A 19040-nucleotide genomic window follows, 5' to 3' on the forward strand; every position below is an offset into this window, starting at 1 on the left:
GCCCGGCCAACACCCCGCGAGGTTCAGCAGTGACCATCCCCGTCGTCTTTCTATACGCGCGCGGCCATGCGACCCGCGGTTCGGTGGTCATGCGGTGTTTTCAGTTCGCCGAGATGGCCCAAACCCTGCTGGGTCAGGATTACAGCTTTCGCACCATCGCCCTGCCCCGCAAGGGAACCGGAGGCCATCTTGAGGCCGTTCAAGGGATCAACGGCGCGGTTGTCGTGCTGGTCAAGGCGCTGATCCAGCATCTCGACCCCGAGGCGATGGACCATCTCAAGGCCCATAACCGCGCGATCCTGGCCGACTGGATCGACAAGGCCCTGCGCAGCCCGCATACCGATCAGATCGACATTCACATCGCGTCGTCACGCGCCCAGGAACAGGCGCTGCGCAACCGGTTTCCCCAGGCCGAGATACGCCATGTCACCCACCACGCCGATCCGCGGCTGATGGGGCAAAGCTTTGGCGCGCTGGCCGATCTGCGCTGTTGTTACCTGGGCCGCCGCGAGAACGCGCCCGAACTGCCCGGGGCTGAGGGCCGGATCGACTGGCTGGACGCCCAGACATCGCAAGGCTTCGAAGACCTGCTTGGCCGGCTGCCAAACTATAACCTGCATCTCGCCGCTCGGGCCGAACCCGCCGACCCGAGGATCCACAAGCCCTTTACCAAGGGCTTTACCGCCGCGCTGTGCCGGTCGAACATTCTGGTGCCGCGCGATGTGCCCGATGCGGTGCATTACCTGGGTGCGGATTACCCGTTTCTGCTGGATGACGACCGGCCCGAAACCGTGATGCAGGGGCTGAGCCGCGCGGCCGAGGCCTTTGGCAGCCCCGAATGGCATCGCGGGCTGGCCGTGATGGCCCAGATCATGCGGCTGTCGTCTCCGAGCCATGTGATGGGGGAATTCGGCGCCATTCTCAGCGAGATCACCGGCCTGCCGCTGCGCCAGAACATGGCGCCACCGCAACTAGACCCCGTGCCGCTGACGGCCTGACGGACGGGTCTGCCCAAGGGACGGCGCCCCTTGGGCAAGGGTGTTACTTCTTGGCTTCCTTGCGCACCAGGGCCTGACGCGCCTTGATCTGCTCGGATGTCGCGATGACCACGGCAATGCGATCGGCATCGGCCGGATGCGTGCCCCAGAACGACAGCTTGCCCGTCTCCCCGCGCGCCTCTTCGGCTCGGGCGAAATATTTCGCGCCCCTGACCGGGTCATAGCCCGCCGCCGCCGCGATCCGCGCGCCCAGCATGTCGCTCTCCAGCTCGTAATTCTTCGAGAAGGCACCATGGCCCAGCGCCGCGCCCAGCTCGATGCCCGAGTTGACCGCATCAGCGTCATAGGTGGTGCCACCGCCCGCCGCCGCAATCAGAGTGCCCATGATCAAGGCCCCGGCAATCGCTTGTTTCTGCTGCTTGTCGATATGCTGACCGATCAGGTGACCGTATTCATGGCCCAGGATGAACGCCACTTCGTCATCGCTTTGGACATCGCGCAGAATCGGCACGGTAAAGCGGATGACCGGGCTTTTCTTGCCCTTCTCGGCATAGGTGAAATAGGCGTTGCGCTCTTCGGCCTTGTAATCCAGCTCTAGCCGCACGTTGCAATCAATGCCCGGCTTGTTGGCCAGCTCTGCCTCGCAGAACTTTTTCGCAACCGGCTCGACCCGGAGCGCAACGCGGGTAAAGCGGGCAACGCCAGAGGCCTGGCTGTTCAGGCCGCGCTCGGGCGAGGACTGCGCCTCGGCAAACATCGCATTGGCGCGAGAGGTGACACCCTCATCAACACCGGGCAACTCATAGGTCGTACCGCAGGCCGCAAGCACCGCAAGCGCCATGCCGGAACAGGCAATTCGAAACAGTTTCATGTTGTCTCCACTCTTAACTCGCCCAAAGGTATAGCGTTGATCGTGGCAACAATTTTTCGGCGAAACAGCAACTTGGCGACGGCGCGACAAACAAAAACCGCGCCCAATGGCGCGGTTTGTTAAGACCCTGATAAATCCGGGAATAAGTGGTGAGCCGTGCAGGATTCGAACCTGCGACCCACTGATTAAAAGTCAGTTGCTCTACCAACTGAGCTAACGGCCCACTTGAGGCCCGCTAACTAGAAAAACCCCGGGGGGCGGTCAAGCCCAATTCGTCGCTTTTTTTCGCTATCTCTGGATTTGGCCGATTTCGCGCGTTATATGCCGCCGCATGGTGACACAGATCGGCACATCCGGCCTGCCCTTCATGAAAATGCACGGGCTGGGCAATGACTTCGTGGTCATGGACCAGCGGGCAGGCGATGCACCGCTGTCTGAGGCGCTGATTGCGGCGATTGCCGACCGGCATCAGGGCGTGGGCTTTGACCAGCTTGCGGTGATCCTGCCGGGGGGCAACGCCGATGCGCGGCTGGTGTTCTACAATTCCGACGGCTCGGTCTCGGCGACCTGCGGCAATGCCACCCGCTGTATCGCACGGCATCTGATGGATGAGACAGGCCAGACCCGCCTGACCCTGACGACCGAGCGCGGCACGCTGATTGCCGAGGATGCGGGCGACGGGCTGACCCGTGTGAACATGGGCGCGCCGCTGCTGGCATGGGACGAAATTCCGCTGGCGCATCAGATGGATACGCTGGAATTGCCGATCGAGGGCACACCGACCGCCACCGGCATGGGCAACCCGCATTGCACCTTTTTCGTCGAGGATGCCGAGGCCGTCGACCTGGCTACCCGCGGCGCCGAGATCGAACATCACCCGCTGTTTCCCCAGCGTACCAATGTGCAATTCGCCAGCCTGATCGGGCCCGACCACCTGCGGATGCGGGTGTGGGAGCGCGGGGTTGGCGTCACGATGGCCTCGGGCTCGTCCTCTTGCGCCACCGCCGTTGCGGCGGCGCGGCGCGGGCTGACCGGGCGCAATGTGCGTATTGATCTGGACGGCGGCACGCTATGGATCGACTGGCGCGACGATGGCGTCTGGATGACCGGCCCGACGACGCATGTGTTTTCCGGCACGTTCACCCGCGAATTCCTGGATTCGGTCTGATGACCGCCAAACCCCCTGTCTTTGCCACGCTGGGCTGCCGCCTGAACGCCTATGAAACCGAGGCGATGAAGGATCTGTCGGCCCAGGCGGGCATGGATAACGCGGTGATCGTCAACACCTGCGCCGTCACCGCCGAGGCCGTGCGCAAGGCGCGGCAAGAGATTCGCAAGCTGCGCCGCGACAACCCCGGCGCAACCTTGATCGTCACCGGTTGTGCCGCCCAGACAGAGCCCGACACCTTTGCCGCCATGGCCGAGGTCGACATGGTGATCGGCAACACCGAGAAAATGCAGGCCGAAACCTGGGCGCGCATGGCCAAGGGGCCTGATTTCATTGGCGAAACCGAAAAGGTGCAGGTCGATGACATCATGTCAGTCACCGAAACCGCCGGCCATCTGATCGACGGATTCGGCACGCGCAGCCGCGCCTATGTGCAGGTTCAGAACGGGTGTGATCACAGATGCACCTTCTGCATCATCCCCTTTGGCCGTGGCAATTCGCGCAGCGTGCCGGCGGGGGTTGTGGTCGATCAGATCAAGCGGCTGGTGGACCGGGGCTATAACGAGGTCGTGCTGACCGGCGTCGATCTGACCAGCTGGGGCGCCGACCTGCCGGGCGAGCCGCGCCTGGGCGATCTGGTCATGCGCATCCTGCGGCTGGTGCCCGACCTGCCGCGCCTGCGGATCAGCAGCATCGACAGCATCGAGGCCGACGAGAACCTGATGCAGGCCATCGCGACCGAGCCGCGCCTGATGCCGCATCTACACCTATCGCTGCAGGCCGGCGACGACATGATTCTGAAACGGATGAAGCGCCGCCACCTGCGCGATGATGCGATCCGGTTCTGCCAAGAGGCCCGCGCGCTGCGGCCCGACATCACCTTTGGCGCCGATATCATCGCCGGCTTCCCGACCGAGACCGAAGCGATGTTCGAGAACTCTCTGCGGCTGGTGGCTGACTGCGATCTGACCTGGCTGCATGTCTTTCCCTATTCGCCCCGCCAGGGCACCCCGGCGGCCCGGATGCCGCAGGTGAACGGCAAGGCGATCAAGGACCGTGCCGCCCGGCTGCGGGCGGCGGGGGATGCGCAGGTCGCGCGGCATTTGCAGGCGCAGATCGGCGCGACGCATCAGGTCTTGCTGGAAAACCCGCGCATGGGCCGCACCGCGCAATTCACCGAGGTGACATTCGGCACCGATCAGCCCGAGGGCCAGATCGTCACCGCCCGGATCACCGGCATCGACGGCCAGCAGCTGACCGCCACCGCAATCGGCGCTTGAACCGGGCCGGACGGGCGCTAAGCTGCCCAAAACCCCGGAGGCCCGCCATGAAACTCTATCACAGCCCCACATCCCCCTTTGCCCGCAAGGTGCGGATGGTTCTGCTTGAAACCGGGCTGGACGCCGGGGTCGAGAAACAGGTCGGCTCGGGCACCCCGGTCGATCCGGGCCAGGCGCCGCTGACCGAAAACCCGCTGGGCAAGATCCCGGTACTGACCCGCCGCGACGGCCCGCCGATCTATGACAGCCGGGTGATCTGCCGCTATCTCGACGCCCGCGCCCAGGCCGGCCTGTACCCGGCCGAGCCCGATCTGTGGGAGGTGCTGACCGCCGAGGCGCTGGCCGATGGCATCATGGAGGCGGCCGTGCTGATGGTCTACGAGACCCGCGTGCGGCCCGAAGAGCTGCGCTTTACCCCCTGGGTCGAAGGCCAATGGGCCAAGATCGACCGCTCGCTGGGCGATCTGAACTCGCGCTGGATCATGTGGCTGAACCGGCCAATGACCATGGGCCATATCGCCGTGGCCTGCGCGCTGGGATACCTCGATTTCCGCCATCCCGCCCGAAACTGGCGCGCGTCCTATCCCGATCTGGCGCAATGGTTCGAAGGATTCGCGACCCGTGACAGCTTTGTCACCACAACTCCGCCGCAAGCTACCTAGTTCGACCCGAATCCGCGCCAAACCGCGACGAAACCGCCCATATGCCATGCTGCGACCGCTACCATGCGGAAACGCCGCGCGAAAATGGTACATGTAAGGTCAATGATTGCTGGACGAAAGGGTTGAGCACCGCTAAAACCGCGCCGATTGCAATGTCATAGCACCCTCCGTCCGGGGGGTGTTTTGGCCACCGCAGGGCCAAGGAAGGGAGAAGTCTCGTGTCCCACGCTGAAGACCACGATAGCACCCGCCGCGATTTTCTATATTACGCGACCGCTGGTGCCGGTGCTGTGACGGCAGGTGCTGCCGTCTGGCCGCTGGTAAATCAAATGAATCCGTCGGCTGACGTTCAGGCGCTCAGCTCGATCCGTGTTGACGTGTCGGGTGTTGCCGAAGGCAGCCAGCTGACCGTCAAATACCTGGGCAAGCCGGTGTTCATCCGCCGCCGCACCCCCGAAGAGATCGAGGCCGGCCGCAACGTCGAGATGAGCGAACTGATCGACCCGCTTTCGCAAAACCCCAACGCCCCGGTCGGCGCCGATGCTTCGGATGCCAACCGCGCGATGGATGAAAACGGCGAATGGCTGGTCATGATCGGCGTCTGCACCCACCTGGGCTGCGTTCCGATCGGCAACGCCTCGGGCGATTTCGGCGGCTGGTTCTGCCCCTGCCACGGTTCGCACTACGACACGTCGGGCCGCATCCGCAAAGGCCCCGCGCCGCAGAACCTGCACATCCCCGTTGCTGAATTCGTGGATGAAACCACGATCAAGCTGGGCTGAGGGAGAACACGATGTCTGGAATTCCGCACGATCATTACGAACCGAAAACCGGTATCGAAAAGTGGCTGCACGCCCGCCTGCCCATCGTTGGGCTGGTCTATGACACCATCATGATCCCGACCCCCAAGAACCTCAACTGGATGTGGATCTGGGGTATCGTCCTGGCCTTCTGCCTGGCGCTGCAAATCGCCACCGGCATCGTTCTGGCCATGCACTACACCCCGCATGTCGATCAGGCCTTTGCCTCGGTCGAGCACATCATGCGTGACGTGAACGGCGGCCACATGCTGCGCTACATGCACGCCAACGGCGCCTCGCTGTTCTTTGTTGCCGTGTATCTGCACATCTTCCGCGGCCTCTACTATGGCTCGTACAAGTCGCCGCGCGAGATCACCTGGATCGTCGGCATGCTGATCTACCTGGCAATGATGGGCACCGCCTTCATGGGCTACGTTCTGCCCTGGGGTCAGATGTCGTTCTGGGGTGCCACCGTTATCACCGGCCTGTTTGGCGCGATCCCGCTGGTTGGCGAGTCGCTGCAGACCTGGCTGCTGGGCGGGCCCGCCGTGGACAACTACACGCTGAACCGCTTCTTCTCGCTGCACTACCTGCTGCCCTTCGTCATTGCCGCTCTGGTGATCGTCCACATCTGGGCTTTCCACCACACCGGCAACAACAACCCCACCGGTGTTGACGTTCGCCGCAGCTCGAAAGCCGAAGCCGAGAAAGACACCCTGCCGTTCTGGCCCTATTTCGTGATCAAGGACTTCTTTGCCCTGGCCGTCGTGCTGGTGGTGTTCTTCGCGATCGTCGGCTTCATGCCGAACTACCTGGGCCACCCCGACAACTACATCGAAGCCAACCCGCTGGTGACGCCCGCGCATATCGTTCCCGAATGGTACTTCCTGCCGTTCTACGCGATCCTGCGTGCCTTCACCTCCGAAGTCTGGGCGGTGCAGCTGGTCGAATTCGTCACCTTCGGCATCGTCAACGCCAAGTTCTTTGGTGTGCTGGCCATGTTCGGCGCGATCATCGCGATGGCTCTGGCCCCGTGGCTGGATACCTCGTCGGTGCGCTCGGGCCGCTATCGCCCGATGTTCAAGTGGTGGTTCTGGCTGCTGGCCATCGACTTCATGGTCCTGATGTGGGTTGGCGCGCGTCCGACCGACTTCCCCTACGACTGGATCTCGCTGATCGGTGCCACCTACTGGTTCGCTTACTTCTTCGTCATCCTGCCGCTGCTGGGTGTCATCGAAAAGCCGACCGCACAGCCGGCCACGATCGAAGACGACTTTAACGCCCACTACGGGACCGATGGCGCCGCCGCGCAATCGACCCCGGCCGAGTGAGAGAAAGGATCAAGAACATGATCAAGCAACTCACCCTTACGGCGGCGACCGCCCTGGCCTTGACCGCTGGCAGCGCGCTGGCGGCAGGGGACACCGGCCATACCCACGACGTCGCCTTCTCGTTCGAAGGCCCGTTCGGCAAGTATGACCAAAACCAGCTGCAGCGCGGCCTCAAGGTCTACACCGAGGTCTGCTCGGCCTGTCACGGCCTGAAATACGTGCCCTTCCGCACCCTGGGTGACGAAGGCGCACTGGGCTACAACGAAGAAGAAGTCATCGCCTATGCCGAACAGTTCGAGGTCTTCGACCCCGAGCTGGACGACTTCCGCCCGGCCAAACCGACCGACAAGTTCCCGGCCTCGGGCCTGGAAACCGCGCCTGACCTGTCGCTGATGGCCAAGTCGCGCTCGGGCTTTCACGGCCCTGCCGGCACCGGTCTGAACCAGCTGTTCAAAGGTATCGGTGGCCCCGAATACATCGTCTCGATCCTGACCGGTTACACCGGCGAGGAAAAAGAAGAAGCGGGCACCACCTACTACAAGAACACCGCCTTCCCCGGCGGCTGGATCGCGATGGCCCCGCCGCTGTACGGCGAGGATGTCGAGTTTGACGACGGTCACAGCAACGATCTGCACCACGAAGCCGAGGACGTTGCCTCGTTCCTGATGTGGACTGCCGAGCCCAAGATGATGGCCCGCCAGCGTGCCGGTTTCGCCGGCGTGTTCATGCTGGTCGTGCTCAGCACCCTGCTGTACCTGACCAACAAGAAACTCTGGGCCCCGGTCAAGAAAAAGGCCAAACAAGCCTAAGGCTGACCACAGTCGAAAAAATCAAAGCGCGCCTCTCGGGGCGCGCTTTTTTCATCCCAGATAGGCCCGCAACGCCGGGGGCGGGTCGTTGAACAGCGCCTCGGTCGGTTGCGGCGGATGGGCCAGGCCGCCAGCCACCAGAACCGTTTGGTCGCCCAGCGCCCGCGCATCGCGCGGATCATGCGTCACCATCAGAACCGTCGCGCCGGTTTCATCGGCCAGCTCGCGCACCAGCATCAGCATCTCGGCCCGCAGCGCCGGCCCCAGCGCGGCAAAGGGCTCATCCAACAGCATCAGCGGCCGTGCCCGCAACAGCACCCGCGCCAGCGCCACGCGGCTGCGCTGTCCGCCCGACAGGGCCGCGGGCTTGCGCGCCTCATAACCGGCCAGGCCGACACGGGCCAGCGCGGCACCCACGGCCGCCCGCTGATCGGCCGACAGCCGCAGATCGGGCCGCAGGCCAAGGCCCACGTTTTGCGCCACGGTCAGATGCGGGAACAGGTTGTTGTCCTGAAACAGCAGGCTGATCGGGCGATCGCCCGGCGGCATCCGGGTCAGGTCATTGCCCTGCCACAGCACACGACCCTGCACCGGGGCAAGAAACCCCGCGATCATATCCAACAGCGTCGATTTCCCCGACCCCGACGGCCCGATCACCGCCACCCGCGCGCCGGGAGGCACGGCGAAATCGGCGCTCAGGCTGAAATCATCCGACCGATAGACAAGACCCTCAAGCGTCAGCATTCACCCGTCCTCCGCGATCGAACAGCCAGAACAGGGCCAGCGACAGCCCCAACAGCAACAGCGCGGCCCCCGCCGCCTGATCCAGCCGATAAGACCCCATCAGGCGATACAGCTGCAACGGCAACGTGGCCTGCGACGGATCGGCAAACAGCGCGATTACCCCCAGATCGCCCATCGACAGCGCCGCCGCCAGCCCCATCGAAAACCCGATGGGCCGCCGCAGACGCGGCACCAGCAACAGCCGCAGCCGCGCCCAGCCGCGCATGCCCAGGCTGTCGGCCAAGTGGCCATAGGTGGCCTCGACCTCGCGCAGGGCGGGCAGCAGGGCGCGCAAGGCAAAAGGCAGGCTCATCACCGCGTTCACCAGCGCCGTCACCGGCAGGGCCAGCGCCACCGGATCGGCCACAGGGCGCAGCAGGATGAACAGCCCCGTGCCGATCACCAGCGGCGAGGCAGCGATCGCCAGCGTGCCGATCACCTCGAACAGCCGCCCGGCCCGCACCGCCGCCACCGACAGCGGCAGGGCCAGCGCCAGCATCAAACAGGCCGACCCGACCGCCACCAGCACGGACCGCAGCGCCGCGCCGAACACCTGCGGCGGCAGGCTGAACAGCGACGCCACGCCCTGCCCCACCACCATGCCCAGCGGCAACAGCAGGAACAGCGCCGCAAGGCCGATCCACAGCGCATCCAGCGCCCGCAGCCAGCCGCGTCGCGCATCCCAGCGCAACACCGGCCGATCCAGCCCCGCGCCGCTAAACCCCGGCACCGCAATCCAGGCGGCCAGCACGGCAGCCAGCGCCGACAGGCCGAACTGCACCACCGACAACAGCGCCGCATGGCCCAGATCAAAATCGAAGCGGAACGCCTGATAGATCGCCAGTTCGACCGTGGTCGACCGCGGCCCGCCGCCCAGCGTCAGCGCGACCGCGAAACTGGTCATGCAGATCACGAAAATCACCACCAGCGCACCGGGCACCACTGCCCGCAGCATCGGCCGCCCCAGCAGGCGATTCACATCATCGGCGCGAAAGTTCAGACTGGCCGCCAGGCGAAACCGCTCGGACGGGATCGACAGCCAGCCTTGCAGGATCAGCCGCGTCGCCAGCGGCAGGTTGAAAAACACATGCGCGACCAGCACGCCTTGCAGCCCGTAGATCGAAACAGGCTCTATTCCGGCCCAACTTAGCGCAATATTCAGCAATCCGTTGCGCCCGAACACCGCCAACAGACCCAAAATCGCGACGATTACCGGCAAGATGAACGGCGCGCCCAAGAGGGTGATCAACAGCCCCCGGCCGGGGAATTGCCGCCGCGCCAGCGCGCGCGCCACGGGTATCGCCAGCGCAACGCTGATCAGCGCCGACAGGCTGGCCTGTAGCAGGGTAAACCGGATGGCGGCCCAATCGGCCGGGCCAAAGCCCGAGAATGACCCGGCGCGATGCATGACCGCGCCGAGCGTGCCCAGCGTCAGCATCAGGATCAGGGCCGCCGCAGCCGCCCCGACCCAGAGGCCCACGCTTATTGGCTGAGCGCGGCGCGCCATTCCTCGACCGCCGCATCGCGCAGGGCGGCGGCTTGCTCTTCGTCAAAGAACAGCACGGTTTCGGGCATGTTCAGCTTGGCAAACCCTTCGGGCAGCTTGTCGTCGGCCAGCTTGGCGGGCAGCGACCAGTTGCCGGTCGGGATCATGTTCTGAAACGCCTCTGACACCACGAAGGCCATGAACTGATCGGCCAGTTCAGGTTGATCAGTGCCTGAAATCTTGCCGGCGAGCTCGACAAACAGATAGTGCCCCTCGGGGAAGATCGCGGCCTTTTTGGTCTCATCGCCCTCGGCGATGATGTGATAGGCGGGCGAGGTGGTGTAGCTTAGCACCATGTCGGCCTCGCCATCGGTGAACAGGCCATAGGATTCCGACCATCCCTTGGTGACGGTCAGGATCTTGGGCGACAGCTTGGCCCAGGCCTCGCCCGATTTGTCACCGTAAACCGCCTTGACCCACAGCATCAGCGCCTGCCCCGAGATCGAGCTGCGCGGATCCTGGATCACGATCTTCAGGTCATCGGGGGCGTTCAGCAGCTCGTCAAAGCTGGCCGGCGGGTTTTCCACGCGCGTGGTGTCATAGATAAAGGCCACATGCGAATAGTTGAACGGCAGGAACACCTCGTCCGACCACGAAATGGGCAGTGTTAGAGACGCATTGTCCTGCCCATGCGGGGCAAAGAGGCCCGATTCCCGCGCCTTTTTGGTGACGTCGGTATTCAGGCCGATCACCACATCGGCGTCGGTCTTGTCGCCCTCTAGCAGCAGGCGCGGCATCAGATCGCCGGTGCGGAATTGCAGGTCGCAGCCGCATTCGGCCTCGAACAATTCCTCCATCTTGGGGCCGGGGCCCCATTCCGAGGCGAAATAGTCAGGCGCATAGACGGTAAGCACTGGGGTCTCGGCCACGGCCATCGTGGCGAACAGGGCTCCCGCAGCGAAGATCGGATATTTCATCTGGTCATCCTCATTCACGACGGGCGGGGTCGGGGTTGGTGGATGTCCACGTGCCTTCCCTCCGCCGGTCTTAACCGGTTCAGGTTCAACGGGTTTGCGTCATGCATCTCAGCCCGGCCGGGCACCCCGAGGTAAAGCGCAATCTAGGCCAGCGCCCCGGTGGCCACAAGGGGCAGCAATGGTGCAAAACCCTTGTGTTTTCAGGGGCAGATGCTAATCACATCATAAAACATGAATATAAAAGGTTGGTTCTGGTGACCCTGCCCCCGCTGAAGGCGTTCAAACGATACCTGCCGATTCTCGACTGGGGGCGGCACTATAGCCGCGACACGCTGACCAATGACCTGGTGGCGGCGGTGATCGTGACCATCATGCTGATCCCGCAATCGCTGGCCTATGCGCTGTTGGCGGGGCTGCCGGCCGAGATGGGGCTTTATGCCTCGATCCTGCCGCTGGTGGCCTATGCGGTGTTCGGCACCTCGCGTGCGCTGGCGGTGGGGCCGGTGGCGGTTGTGTCGCTGATGACGGCGGCCGCTGTGGGCAACCTGGCGCTGCAAGGCACGGCCGAATATGCCGCCGCCGCGATCATCCTGGCGTTTCTTTCGGGTCTGATCCTGCTGATCATGGGGTTTTTCCGGCTGGGCTTTCTGGCGAACTTTCTGTCGCACCCGGTGATCGCGGGGTTCATCACCGCCTCGGGCATCATCATCGCCACCAGCCAGCTAAAGCACATCCTGGGCATTCCGGCCTCGGGGCATAACCTGCTTGAACTGCTGCAATCGCTGATCGCCAATCTGGGCCAGATCAGCATCTGGACCCTGCTGATCGGCATCAGCTCGACCGCGTTCCTGTTCTGGGTTCGCAAGGGGCTGAAACCGCTGCTGCTGGCGCGGGGCATCAAGCCGCGCCTGGCCGACATTCTGGCCAAGGCCGGGCCGGTGGGCGCGGTGGCGGTGACCACTCTGGTGACCTGGATCTTTGGCCTGCACAAGCACGGCGTCGCGATCGTGGGCGAGGTGCCGCAGGGCCTGCCGCCGCTGGGCCTGCCCAGTTTCGACTGGGAGATCTGGACCGGCCTCTTTGGCTCGGCGGTGCTGATCTCGGTCATCGGATTCGTTGAATCTGTGTCAGTCGCGCAAACCCTGGCCGCCAAGCGCCGCCAGCGCATCGTGCCCGACCAGGAACTGATCGGCCTTGGCGCATCGAACGTCGCGGCGGCGATCTCGGGCGGCTATCCGGTGACAGGCGGTTTTGCCCGGTCGGTGGTGAATTACGACGCGGGCGCCGAGACCCCCGCCGCCGGCGCCTTTACCGCCGTGGGCATCCTGCTGGCCGCGCTGGCGCTGACGCCCTTGCTGTATTTCCTGCCCAAGGCCACGCTGGCCGCCACCATCATCGTGGCCGTGCTGTCGCTGGTCGATTTCTCGATCCTGCGCACCACCTGGAACTATAACCGCGCCGATTTCGCCGCCGTGGCTGCGACCATCCTGCTGACGCTGGGCTTTGGCGTCGAAATCGGGGTGTCGTCGGGCGTGGGCCTGTCGATCTTTCTGTTTCTCTACCGCACCTCGCGCCCGCATATCGCCGAGGTTGGCCTGGTGCCCGGCACCGAGCATTTCCGCAACATCAACCGCCACAAGGTGGAAACCCGCCCCGAGATCCTGACCATCCGGGTGGATGAGAACCTGTATTTCGCCAATGCCCGCTATCTCGAAGATTACCTCTATGACCGCGTCGTCGCCGATTGCGATCTGAAACATGTGATCCTGATGTGCTCGGCCGTGAATGCGATCGACACTTCGGCGCTTGAATCGCTCGAGGCCATCGACGCGCGCCTGCGCGACATGGGCATCAGCCTGCACCTGTCCGAGGTCAAAGGCCCGGTGATGGACAGGCTGGCCCGCACGCATTTCCTGCATGATCTGTCGGGCCGCGTGTTCCTTAGCCAGTTCGACGCCGTGCAGCAGCTGTCGAAACCCGGATCGGCAGCAAATCGCCCGGCCCATGCCCGCGTCTCGGCGACCGATTGACCGGCCCATGCGCGCCAATATTGTGACGCGCGTGACCTACCTTGGAGACACCCGATGAAATTCCACCTGTCCCTTGCAGCCGCCTGCCTGCTGGCCGCCGCCCCCGCATTTGCCAACTCGCACGGTGCCCAGCCCGCCGCCGAACCCGCGGTCGAGGAACTGACCGTCACCGGTGACGCCGCTGCGGGCGAAAAGGCCTTTCGCCAATGCGCCGCCTGCCATGTGGTGGTGAACCCCGCCGGTGACATTCTGGCCGGCAAGGCGGGCAAGACCGGCCCCAACCTTTACGGTATCGCCGGCGCACCCATGGGCGCGGTCGAGGGCTTTCGCTATTCCAAGCTGATGGAGGCCGCCAATGCCGCCGGCCTGACCTGGACCGAAGAGAATTTCGCCGCCTATATCCAGGATCCCAGCGGCTATCTGACCAGTGCCACCGGCGAAAGCGGCCGCTCGGCCATGACCCCGCAGCGCCTGCGCAAGCCCGAGGACGCCGCCAACCTCTTTGCCTTCCTGCACAGCCTGCAATAACGGCCACACGCGCCATTCGGGCCGCTGGCGCGTTCCGGCGGCCTTTTTCATTGCGCGCCGCACCCTTGCGACAAATCGCCGGGGCGGCTATTCCGGCTGGAAAGGAGCCCGCCCATGAGCATGAACACATTCGGCCATCTTTTCCGTGTCACCACCTGGGGCGAAAGCCACGGGCCGGCGCTGGGTGCGACGGTCGATGGCTGTCCGCCGGGCGTGCCCGTGGATGCCGCGCAGCTGCAACACTGGCTGGACCGTCGCAAGCCGGGCCAGAACAAGTTCACCACACAGCGGCGCGAGCCTGACGAGGTGCGCATCCTGTCGGGCGTGTTCGAGGGCGTCACCACCGGCACGCCCATTCAGCTGATGATCGAGAACACCGACCAGCGGTCCAAGGATTACGGCGATATCGTCGAGAAATTCCGCCCCGGTCACGCCGACATCACCTATTGGCAGAAATACGGGATTCGTGACTATCGCGGCGGCGGGCGCAGCTCGGCCCGCGAAACGGCGGCGCGTGTGGCCGCGGGCGGGATCGCGCGCGAGGCCCTGACCGCGCTGGTGCCGGGCATCCAGATCACCGGCTATATGACCCAGGTCGGCCCGCACAAGATCGACCGCGACAATTTCGACTGGGACCAGATCGAACAAAACCCGTTCTGGACGCCTGACGCCAAATCGGCCGAGACCTGGGCCACCTATCTGGACGATCTGCGCAAATCGGGCAATTCCGTCGGCGCCGTGGTCGAGGTGGTCGCGCGCGGCGTGCCCGCCGGGCTGGGCGCCCCGATCTATGGCAAGCTCGACACCGACCTTGCCGCCGCGATGATGAGCATCAACGCCGTCAAGGGCGTGGAAATCGGTGAAGGCATGGCCGCGGCCGAGCTAACCGGCGTCGACAATGCCGACGAGATCTTCATGGGCAATGACGGCCAGCCGGTGTTCTCATCGAACCACGCCGGCGGCATTCTGGGCGGGATTTCCACCGGTCAGGATGTCGTGGTGCGCTTTGCGGTGAAACCGACCAGCTCGATCCTGACGCCGCGCAAGACGATCACCAAATCGGGCGAACCGGCCGAGATCATCACCAAGGGCCGCCACGACCCCTGCGTCGGCATCCGCGCCGTGCCCGTGGGCGAGGCAATGATGGCCTGCGTGCTGCTGGATCACATCCTGCTGCACCGGGGTCAGATCGGCGAAAACCGCGGCAAGATCGGTTAAGAGGTCGCCGCGCCCAGCGCGGTGTCCATCAGCGCCTTGATATCCTTGCGCGAGGTGCCGGCGACGATCCGGCCCAGTTCCTGGTCGCCCTTCAGCACCACCAGCGTCGAGCGGCGCGGGATGTTCATCTGGCGCACCAGCGACCCGTTGCCGTGGGTATCCCAGTCGATGTCGATAAAGGTCACGGCACGCTCATAGGCGGGGTTCTCGGCCTTGAGCGCCTTGATCACCCGTTCCTGCGCGGCGCAGGTGCTGCACCAGCTGGCCTTGAAATCCAGAAACAGGGTCTCGCCCGCGGCAAGGCGCTGTTCAACCAGCCCCTTGGTATAGTCCAAAGGCTTGGCCTGCCCCATCACCGGCAGGGTGACGGCGGCAACTCCGGTCAGGGCCAGAAAATCACGACGGTTCATGGGTGTGTCTCCTTAAATCGCAACAGACAGATCGATCAGCCAGGCGGGCAGGCTTTGCACGGCCCAGGCCTCGATCAACAGGTGAAGTTTGAACAGAATGGCCAGCCCGACGGCGGCAAAGATCACCCCCATCAGCGGCCGCGCCTTGACGGCGATGCGGCGCATCAGGGCCTGACGCCGTTGCAGGGCCGAACGCGCGCCATAGCCCAGCGCCAGAATGATGGTGGACACGCCCAGCGCAAAGCTGACCATGATCGCCCCCGCCAGGCCCAGGCTTTCGCCCTGGCTGGCCAGCGAGATCGCGCCGCCCAGCGTGGGGCCGATGCAGGGGCTCCAGACCGCGCCCAGCAAGAGGCCGCCCAGAAACTGCCCCGGCAGGCCCGACCGGTCGACGCCATCCAGCCCGGCATCGGCACGCGCCGACACCCCCGCCGTTGCCGTGGCAAAGCGCGCCCCGAATTGCGGCACCAGCAGGATCAGGCCAAACCCGATCATCAGCACGGCGCCGGCGTTGGCGACCATCTCTTCGGTCAGGCCCAGGCTGCGCCCGGCGACCGTGACGACCATGCCCAGCGTGACGAAAGACAGGCTCATCCCCGCAGCCACGGCAACCGGCCCCAGCCGATGCGCCTGCAACGCGGTGGCCAGCACGATCGGCAGCACCGGCAAAACGCAGGGGTTGATCAGCGTCAGCAGCCCCGCCAGATATCCAAGCAAAAGATCCATGCCCTCAATCTGGCCTCGGCGCGCGGCCAAGTCACCAAACATCAGCTGACATGCCTTCACATGCGCGTCAGCGCACCTGCCGCGACAGCTGCACCGCCAGGATGCCGGCGGCGATCACCGCCACGCCCACCAAATCCATGACGCCCAGTTTCTCGTTCAACAGCACCGCCGCGATGGCGACGCCAAAGAACGGGTTGAGAAAATGAAAGGTCGCGGCCCGCACCGCGCCGATCCGCCCGACCAGCACGAACCAGATGATCGTTGCCAACAGGCCCGGCACCAGCGTCGTATAGACAAAGGCCGCGATCCAGCGCGGGCTGATCGTCACCACCCAGGTTTCGGTCGCCAGGCCGATCACGCCCAACACGGCGCTGCCCACCAGCATCTGCAAGCCGACAATCATGATCAGGTTGCCGCCCGAAGACGCGCTGCGCACCGTCAGCGTCGCCACCGCCAGCGCCAGCGCACCGATCAGGCACAGCCCCACGCCCACCATGTCGACCCCGCCGCCCAGGCGGCTGGACATGATGATCGCCACGCCGGCAAACCCCGCGACCAGCCCGGCAATGCCCATGGGCCGCAGGCGTTCGCGCCAGATCAGCCAGCCCAGCGCCGCCACCAGCAACGGCATGGTCGAGGCGATGATCGACGCCAGGCTGGCCTCGACCGTCTGCATCGCGAAAAAGTTCAGCCCCAGATACAGCGCGTTCTGACACAGGCCAAAGATGATGGTGCTTTTGATCTGAGCGCCGTTCAGGCGCCAGCTTTGCCCCAGCGCCCGCGCGATGGCGATCGCCATCAGCCCCGAGATCAGAAACCGCAGCGACAGCGCCAGCAAAGGCGGCGCATCGGCCACGATGATCCGCGCCGAGGTAAAGGCCGAAGACCACATCAGGGCAAAGGCCAGCCCCATGCCGATGGCGCGAATATCCATGGAACCTCTGCACAAAAGAAAAGGGCCGCCCAAGGCGACCCTAAGCCATTTTCACAGGGGCACAAGCCCGTGTGATCAGCCGTTCACGCTGTCCTTCAGCGCTTTGGCAATGGTCATCTTGACCACCTTGTCGGCCTCTTTCTTGATCTGCTCGCCGGTGGCGGGGTTGCGCACCATGCGCTCGGGGCGCTCGCGGCAGTAGATCTTGCCAACGCCGGGCAGGGTCACTGCGCCGCCGCCGGCAACTTCCTTGGTGATCACGCCGGTCAGCGCGTCCAGAGCAGCCGAGGCGGCTTTCTTATCCGCACCCATTTCCTCGGCCAGCGCAGCAACCAGCTGAGTCTTGGTCATCGGTTTTGCCATGTATGGTCTCCTCACTCCTGCCCCATTGGGTTGGGGCTGATCCGCATAATGTAACGGTATGTAGGCATGACACACAATGATTTGCGGACGCAATCAAGTGCTTTTCATGCATTTTGTAGTTGTTTTCGCCACGTCAGAGGAAAGCTGTTTCCTCAAAGCTACGCAATTTCCGGCTGTGAATACGTTCCAGTGGCATTTCGCGCAATTGCTCCATCGCCCTTATACCGATCTGCAAATGCCGCGAAACCTGTGTTTTATAGAAATCACTGGCCATTCCGGGCAGTTTCAGCTCGCCATGCAGCGGCTTGTCGGACACGCACAAAAGCGTGCCATAGGGCACACGGAACCGATAGCCGTTGGCGGCGATCGTGGCGCTTTCCATGTCCAGCGCGATGGCCCGCGATTGGCTTAGGCGCTGCACCGGGCCCGACTGGTCGCGCAGTTCCCAGTTGCGGTTGTCGATCGTCGCCACGGTGCCCGTGCGCATGATGCGCTTCAGCTCGAACCCCTGCAATTCGGTGACCTGCGCCACCGCCTGTTCCAGCGCGATCTGGATCTCGGCCAGCGCCGGGATCGGCACCCAGACCGGCAGGTCGTCGTCCAGCACGTGATCTTCGCGCAGATAGGCATGGGCCAGCACGAAATCGCCCAGCCGCTGCGAATTGCGCAGCCCCGCGCAGTGCCCCACCATCATCCAGGCATGGGGGCGCAGCACGGCGATATGGTCGGTCGCGGTTTTCGCATTCGACGGCCCCACCCCGATATTGACCAGGGTGATCCCGTTCCCGTCGTCGCGTTTCAGGTGATAGGTCGGCATCTGCGGCAGCTTGGCTGGCACCGGCAAGGGCGCCTGCGCATCGCGGATCGTCACATTGCCCGGCCCCACCAGCGCGCAATAGCCGCTGTCCGGGTCGGCCAGCGCATCGCGGGCGAATTGCTCGAACTCTTCGACATAGAACTGGTAGTTGGTGAACAGAACATGGTTCTGGAAATGCTCGGGCGCGGTGGCGGTGTAATGCGACAGCCGCGCCAGCGAATAGTCGACCCGCTGCGCGGTAAAGGGCGCCAGCGGCGCGGCGCCGTCGTCATACTTGAACCCGTATCCGTTGACGATCTCGTCATGGGTGGTGCTGAGATCGGGCACGTCGAACACATCGCGCAGCGGGAAATCCAGCGCGCCCTCTTGCGGCACGGTGATGCTGGCGTCGCCCGCCACCGCGAAATGCACCGGGATCGGCGTCGTCGACGGGCCGATCGTGACCGGCACGCGGTGGTTCTCGATCAGCAACCCGATCTGCTGGCGCAGGTAGTTGGCGAACAGGTCGGGCCGGGTGATCGTGGCCGAATACATGCCCGGATCGGTGACATGGCCAAACGACAGGCGGCTGTCGACATGGGCAAAGCTGTTCGTGACGAACCGGATCTCGGGGTAATAGGCGCGATAGCGGGCCAAGCGCGGGGCGCCTTCGATCGTGTGCTCGAACCGGTCTTTCAGAAAGGCCGTCGCCTGGGCGTAAAGCTCGCACAGCCGGCGCACGGCGGCGGCGGCATCGGAAAACTCCTCGGGCGCGGTCGCGGGGGGCGTTTCAAAGGGCAGGGTCTGCTCGGCCATGGGGTCACTCGTTTTGGCGCTGTATCGCGCGGGGTTGCTCAAATAGTGACCATC

19 protein-coding genes, 1 tRNA gene and 1 riboswitch are annotated in these 19040 nt (G+C 64.4%); of the genes, 10 read left to right on the forward strand and 10 right to left on the reverse strand.

Features of this window, described 5'->3' with window-relative positions:
* Nucleotides 1-29 precede the first annotated feature (29 nt).
* On the forward strand, nt 30-998 hold the full coding sequence (locus tag OE856_RS08165; RefSeq protein WP_263715585.1) for a hypothetical protein: 969 nt from the start codon (nt 30-32) through the stop codon (nt 996-998).
* 43 nt (nt 999-1041) lie between these two features.
* Here the strand turns inward: OE856_RS08165 and OE856_RS08170 are convergent, their stop codons facing one another.
* Together OE856_RS08170 and OE856_RS08175 are read right to left on the reverse strand one after the other, a co-directional pair.
* Complete coding sequence (locus OE856_RS08170; RefSeq protein WP_263715586.1) at nt 1042-1869, reverse strand: M48 family metalloprotease; 828 nt, start codon at nt 1867-1869, stop codon at nt 1042-1044.
* A 147-nt stretch (nt 1870-2016) separates the two neighbouring features.
* Nucleotides 2017-2092, reverse strand: a tRNA-Lys gene (locus tag OE856_RS08175).
* Nucleotides 2093-2200: 108 nt separating this feature from the next.
* Here OE856_RS08175 and dapF point away from each other — a divergent pair.
* From dapF to OE856_RS08205, 6 genes are all read left to right on the forward strand, one after another.
* The gene (gene dapF / locus OE856_RS08180; protein ID WP_263715587.1) at nt 2201-3037 is read left to right on the forward strand and encodes a diaminopimelate epimerase; all 837 of its coding nucleotides are present in this window, start codon (nt 2201-2203) and stop codon (nt 3035-3037) included.
* Nucleotides 3037-4317, forward strand: coding sequence for a tRNA (N(6)-L-threonylcarbamoyladenosine(37)-C(2))-methylthiotransferase MtaB (mtaB, locus tag OE856_RS08185; RefSeq protein WP_263715588.1), 1281 nt, complete (start codon nt 3037-3039; stop codon nt 4315-4317). The genes dapF and mtaB overlap by 1 nt, the downstream gene beginning before the upstream one ends.
* A 47-nt stretch (nt 4318-4364) precedes the next feature.
* Nucleotides 4365-4979: a glutathione S-transferase gene (locus OE856_RS08190; RefSeq protein WP_263715590.1), complete on the forward strand. Its 615-nt coding sequence runs from the start codon at nt 4365-4367 to the stop codon at nt 4977-4979.
* A gap of 218 nt (nt 4980-5197) precedes the next feature.
* Complete coding sequence (gene petA, locus OE856_RS08195; protein WP_263715591.1) at nt 5198-5761, forward strand: ubiquinol-cytochrome c reductase iron-sulfur subunit; 564 nt, start codon at nt 5198-5200, stop codon at nt 5759-5761.
* An 11-nt stretch (nt 5762-5772) separates the two neighbouring features.
* Nucleotides 5773-7110, forward strand: a complete 1338-nt coding sequence (gene petB, locus OE856_RS08200) for a cytochrome b (protein WP_263715592.1) — start codon at nt 5773-5775, stop codon at nt 7108-7110.
* Nucleotides 7111-7127: 17 nt separating this feature from the next.
* Nucleotides 7128-7919 (forward strand): cytochrome c1, encoded by a 792-nt coding sequence (locus OE856_RS08205; protein WP_263715593.1) that lies wholly within the window; start codon nt 7128-7130, stop codon nt 7917-7919.
* Nucleotides 7920-7970: 51 nt separating this feature from the next.
* Here OE856_RS08205 and thiQ read toward each other — a convergent pair whose 3' ends face one another.
* From thiQ to thiB, 3 genes are read right to left on the reverse strand one after another with little or no spacing between them, the layout of a single operon-like run.
* Nucleotides 7971-8663 (reverse strand): thiamine ABC transporter ATP-binding protein, encoded by a 693-nt coding sequence (gene thiQ, locus OE856_RS08210; protein WP_263715594.1) that lies wholly within the window; start codon nt 8661-8663, stop codon nt 7971-7973.
* The gene (locus OE856_RS08215) at nt 8650-10209 is read right to left on the reverse strand and encodes a thiamine/thiamine pyrophosphate ABC transporter permease ThiP (protein ID WP_263715595.1); all 1560 of its coding nucleotides are present in this window, start codon (nt 10207-10209) and stop codon (nt 8650-8652) included. The genes thiQ and OE856_RS08215 overlap by 14 nt, the downstream gene beginning before the upstream one ends.
* Nucleotides 10185-11165 (reverse strand): thiamine ABC transporter substrate binding subunit, encoded by a 981-nt coding sequence (gene thiB / locus OE856_RS08220; protein WP_263715596.1) that lies wholly within the window; start codon nt 11163-11165, stop codon nt 10185-10187. Before thiB ends, OE856_RS08215 begins: the two co-directional genes overlap by 25 nt.
* Before the next feature lie 39 nt (nt 11166-11204).
* Nucleotides 11205-11304, reverse strand: a riboswitch (TPP riboswitch).
* 115 nt (nt 11305-11419) lie between these two features.
* On the opposite strand from thiB, the gene OE856_RS08225 reads away from it, so the two are divergent.
* The 3 genes from OE856_RS08225 to aroC all read left to right on the forward strand — a co-directional run bounded on the left by OE856_RS08225 (nt 11420) and on the right by aroC (nt 14941).
* Nucleotides 11420-13195 (forward strand): SulP family inorganic anion transporter, encoded by a 1776-nt coding sequence (locus OE856_RS08225; RefSeq protein ID WP_263715597.1) that lies wholly within the window; start codon nt 11420-11422, stop codon nt 13193-13195.
* Between the two features lie 54 nt (nt 13196-13249).
* Nucleotides 13250-13723, forward strand: a complete 474-nt coding sequence (locus tag OE856_RS08230; RefSeq protein WP_263715598.1) for a c-type cytochrome — start codon at nt 13250-13252, stop codon at nt 13721-13723.
* A 114-nt stretch (nt 13724-13837) separates the two neighbouring features.
* On the forward strand, nt 13838-14941 hold the full coding sequence (gene aroC / locus OE856_RS08235; RefSeq protein ID WP_263715599.1) for a chorismate synthase: 1104 nt from the start codon (nt 13838-13840) through the stop codon (nt 14939-14941).
* Here aroC and OE856_RS08240 read toward each other — a convergent pair.
* The 5 genes from OE856_RS08240 to OE856_RS08260 form a co-directional block, all read right to left on the reverse strand.
* A complete protein-coding gene (locus tag OE856_RS08240) occupies nt 14938-15351 on the reverse strand; it encodes a thioredoxin family protein (RefSeq protein ID WP_263715600.1) in 414 nt (137 codons plus the stop codon). The genes aroC and OE856_RS08240 overlap by 4 nt on opposite strands.
* 12 nt (nt 15352-15363) lie before the next feature.
* Nucleotides 15364-16077 carry a cytochrome c biogenesis CcdA family protein gene (locus OE856_RS08245; protein ID WP_263715601.1) on the reverse strand — a complete coding sequence of 238 codons (714 nt, stop codon included), beginning with the start codon at nt 16075-16077 and terminating at the stop codon, nt 15364-15366.
* A gap of 67 nt (nt 16078-16144) precedes the next feature.
* Complete coding sequence (locus OE856_RS08250) at nt 16145-17011, reverse strand: DMT family transporter (RefSeq protein ID WP_263715602.1); 867 nt, start codon at nt 17009-17011, stop codon at nt 16145-16147.
* 75 nt (nt 17012-17086) lie between these two features.
* Nucleotides 17087-17374 carry an HU family DNA-binding protein gene (locus tag OE856_RS08255; protein WP_263715603.1) on the reverse strand — a complete coding sequence of 96 codons (288 nt, stop codon included), beginning with the start codon at nt 17372-17374 and terminating at the stop codon, nt 17087-17089.
* Nucleotides 17375-17507: 133 nt separating this feature from the next.
* The gene (locus OE856_RS08260) at nt 17508-18986 is read right to left on the reverse strand and encodes an AMP nucleosidase (RefSeq protein WP_263715604.1); all 1479 of its coding nucleotides are present in this window, start codon (nt 18984-18986) and stop codon (nt 17508-17510) included.
* Nucleotides 18987-19040 lie beyond the last annotated feature (54 nt).

The organism is Actibacterium sp. XHP0104, from assembly GCF_025751515.1.
In the GTDB taxonomy this organism is placed as follows: Bacteria; Pseudomonadota; Alphaproteobacteria; order Rhodobacterales; family Rhodobacteraceae; genus Actibacterium_D.

What these genes read in the sequence shown, in the direction of transcription:
- OE856_RS08170 (WP_263715586.1), bottom strand. Translation starts at nt 1,869, where the DNA reads ATGAAACTGTTTCGAATTGCCTGTTCCGGCATGGCGCTTGCGGTGCTT.
- dapF (WP_263715587.1), top strand. Translation starts at nt 2,201, where the DNA reads ATGGTGACACAGATCGGCACATCCGGCCTGCCCTTCATGAAAATGCAC.
- mtaB (WP_263715588.1), top strand. Translation starts at nt 3,037, where the DNA reads ATGACCGCCAAACCCCCTGTCTTTGCCACGCTGGGCTGCCGCCTGAAC.
- OE856_RS08190 (WP_263715590.1), top strand. Translation starts at nt 4,365, where the DNA reads ATGAAACTCTATCACAGCCCCACATCCCCCTTTGCCCGCAAGGTGCGG.
- petB (WP_263715592.1), top strand. Translation starts at nt 5,773, where the DNA reads ATGTCTGGAATTCCGCACGATCATTACGAACCGAAAACCGGTATCGAA.
- OE856_RS08205 (WP_263715593.1), top strand. Translation starts at nt 7,128, where the DNA reads ATGATCAAGCAACTCACCCTTACGGCGGCGACCGCCCTGGCCTTGACC.
- thiQ (WP_263715594.1), bottom strand. Translation starts at nt 8,663, where the DNA reads ATGCTGACGCTTGAGGGTCTTGTCTATCGGTCGGATGATTTCAGCCTG.
- OE856_RS08215 (WP_263715595.1), bottom strand. Translation starts at nt 10,209, where the DNA reads ATGGCGCGCCGCGCTCAGCCAATAAGCGTGGGCCTCTGGGTCGGGGCG.
- thiB (WP_263715596.1), bottom strand. Translation starts at nt 11,165, where the DNA reads ATGAAATATCCGATCTTCGCTGCGGGAGCCCTGTTCGCCACGATGGCC.
- OE856_RS08230 (WP_263715598.1), top strand. Translation starts at nt 13,250, where the DNA reads ATGAAATTCCACCTGTCCCTTGCAGCCGCCTGCCTGCTGGCCGCCGCC.
- aroC (WP_263715599.1), top strand. Translation starts at nt 13,838, where the DNA reads ATGAGCATGAACACATTCGGCCATCTTTTCCGTGTCACCACCTGGGGC.
- OE856_RS08240 (WP_263715600.1), bottom strand. Translation starts at nt 15,351, where the DNA reads ATGAACCGTCGTGATTTTCTGGCCCTGACCGGAGTTGCCGCCGTCACC.
- OE856_RS08245 (WP_263715601.1), bottom strand. Translation starts at nt 16,077, where the DNA reads ATGGATCTTTTGCTTGGATATCTGGCGGGGCTGCTGACGCTGATCAAC.
- OE856_RS08250 (WP_263715602.1), bottom strand. Translation starts at nt 17,011, where the DNA reads ATGGATATTCGCGCCATCGGCATGGGGCTGGCCTTTGCCCTGATGTGG.
- OE856_RS08255 (WP_263715603.1), bottom strand. Translation starts at nt 17,374, where the DNA reads ATGGCAAAACCGATGACCAAGACTCAGCTGGTTGCTGCGCTGGCCGAG.
- OE856_RS08260 (WP_263715604.1), bottom strand. Translation starts at nt 18,986, where the DNA reads ATGGCCGAGCAGACCCTGCCCTTTGAAACGCCCCCCGCGACCGCGCCC.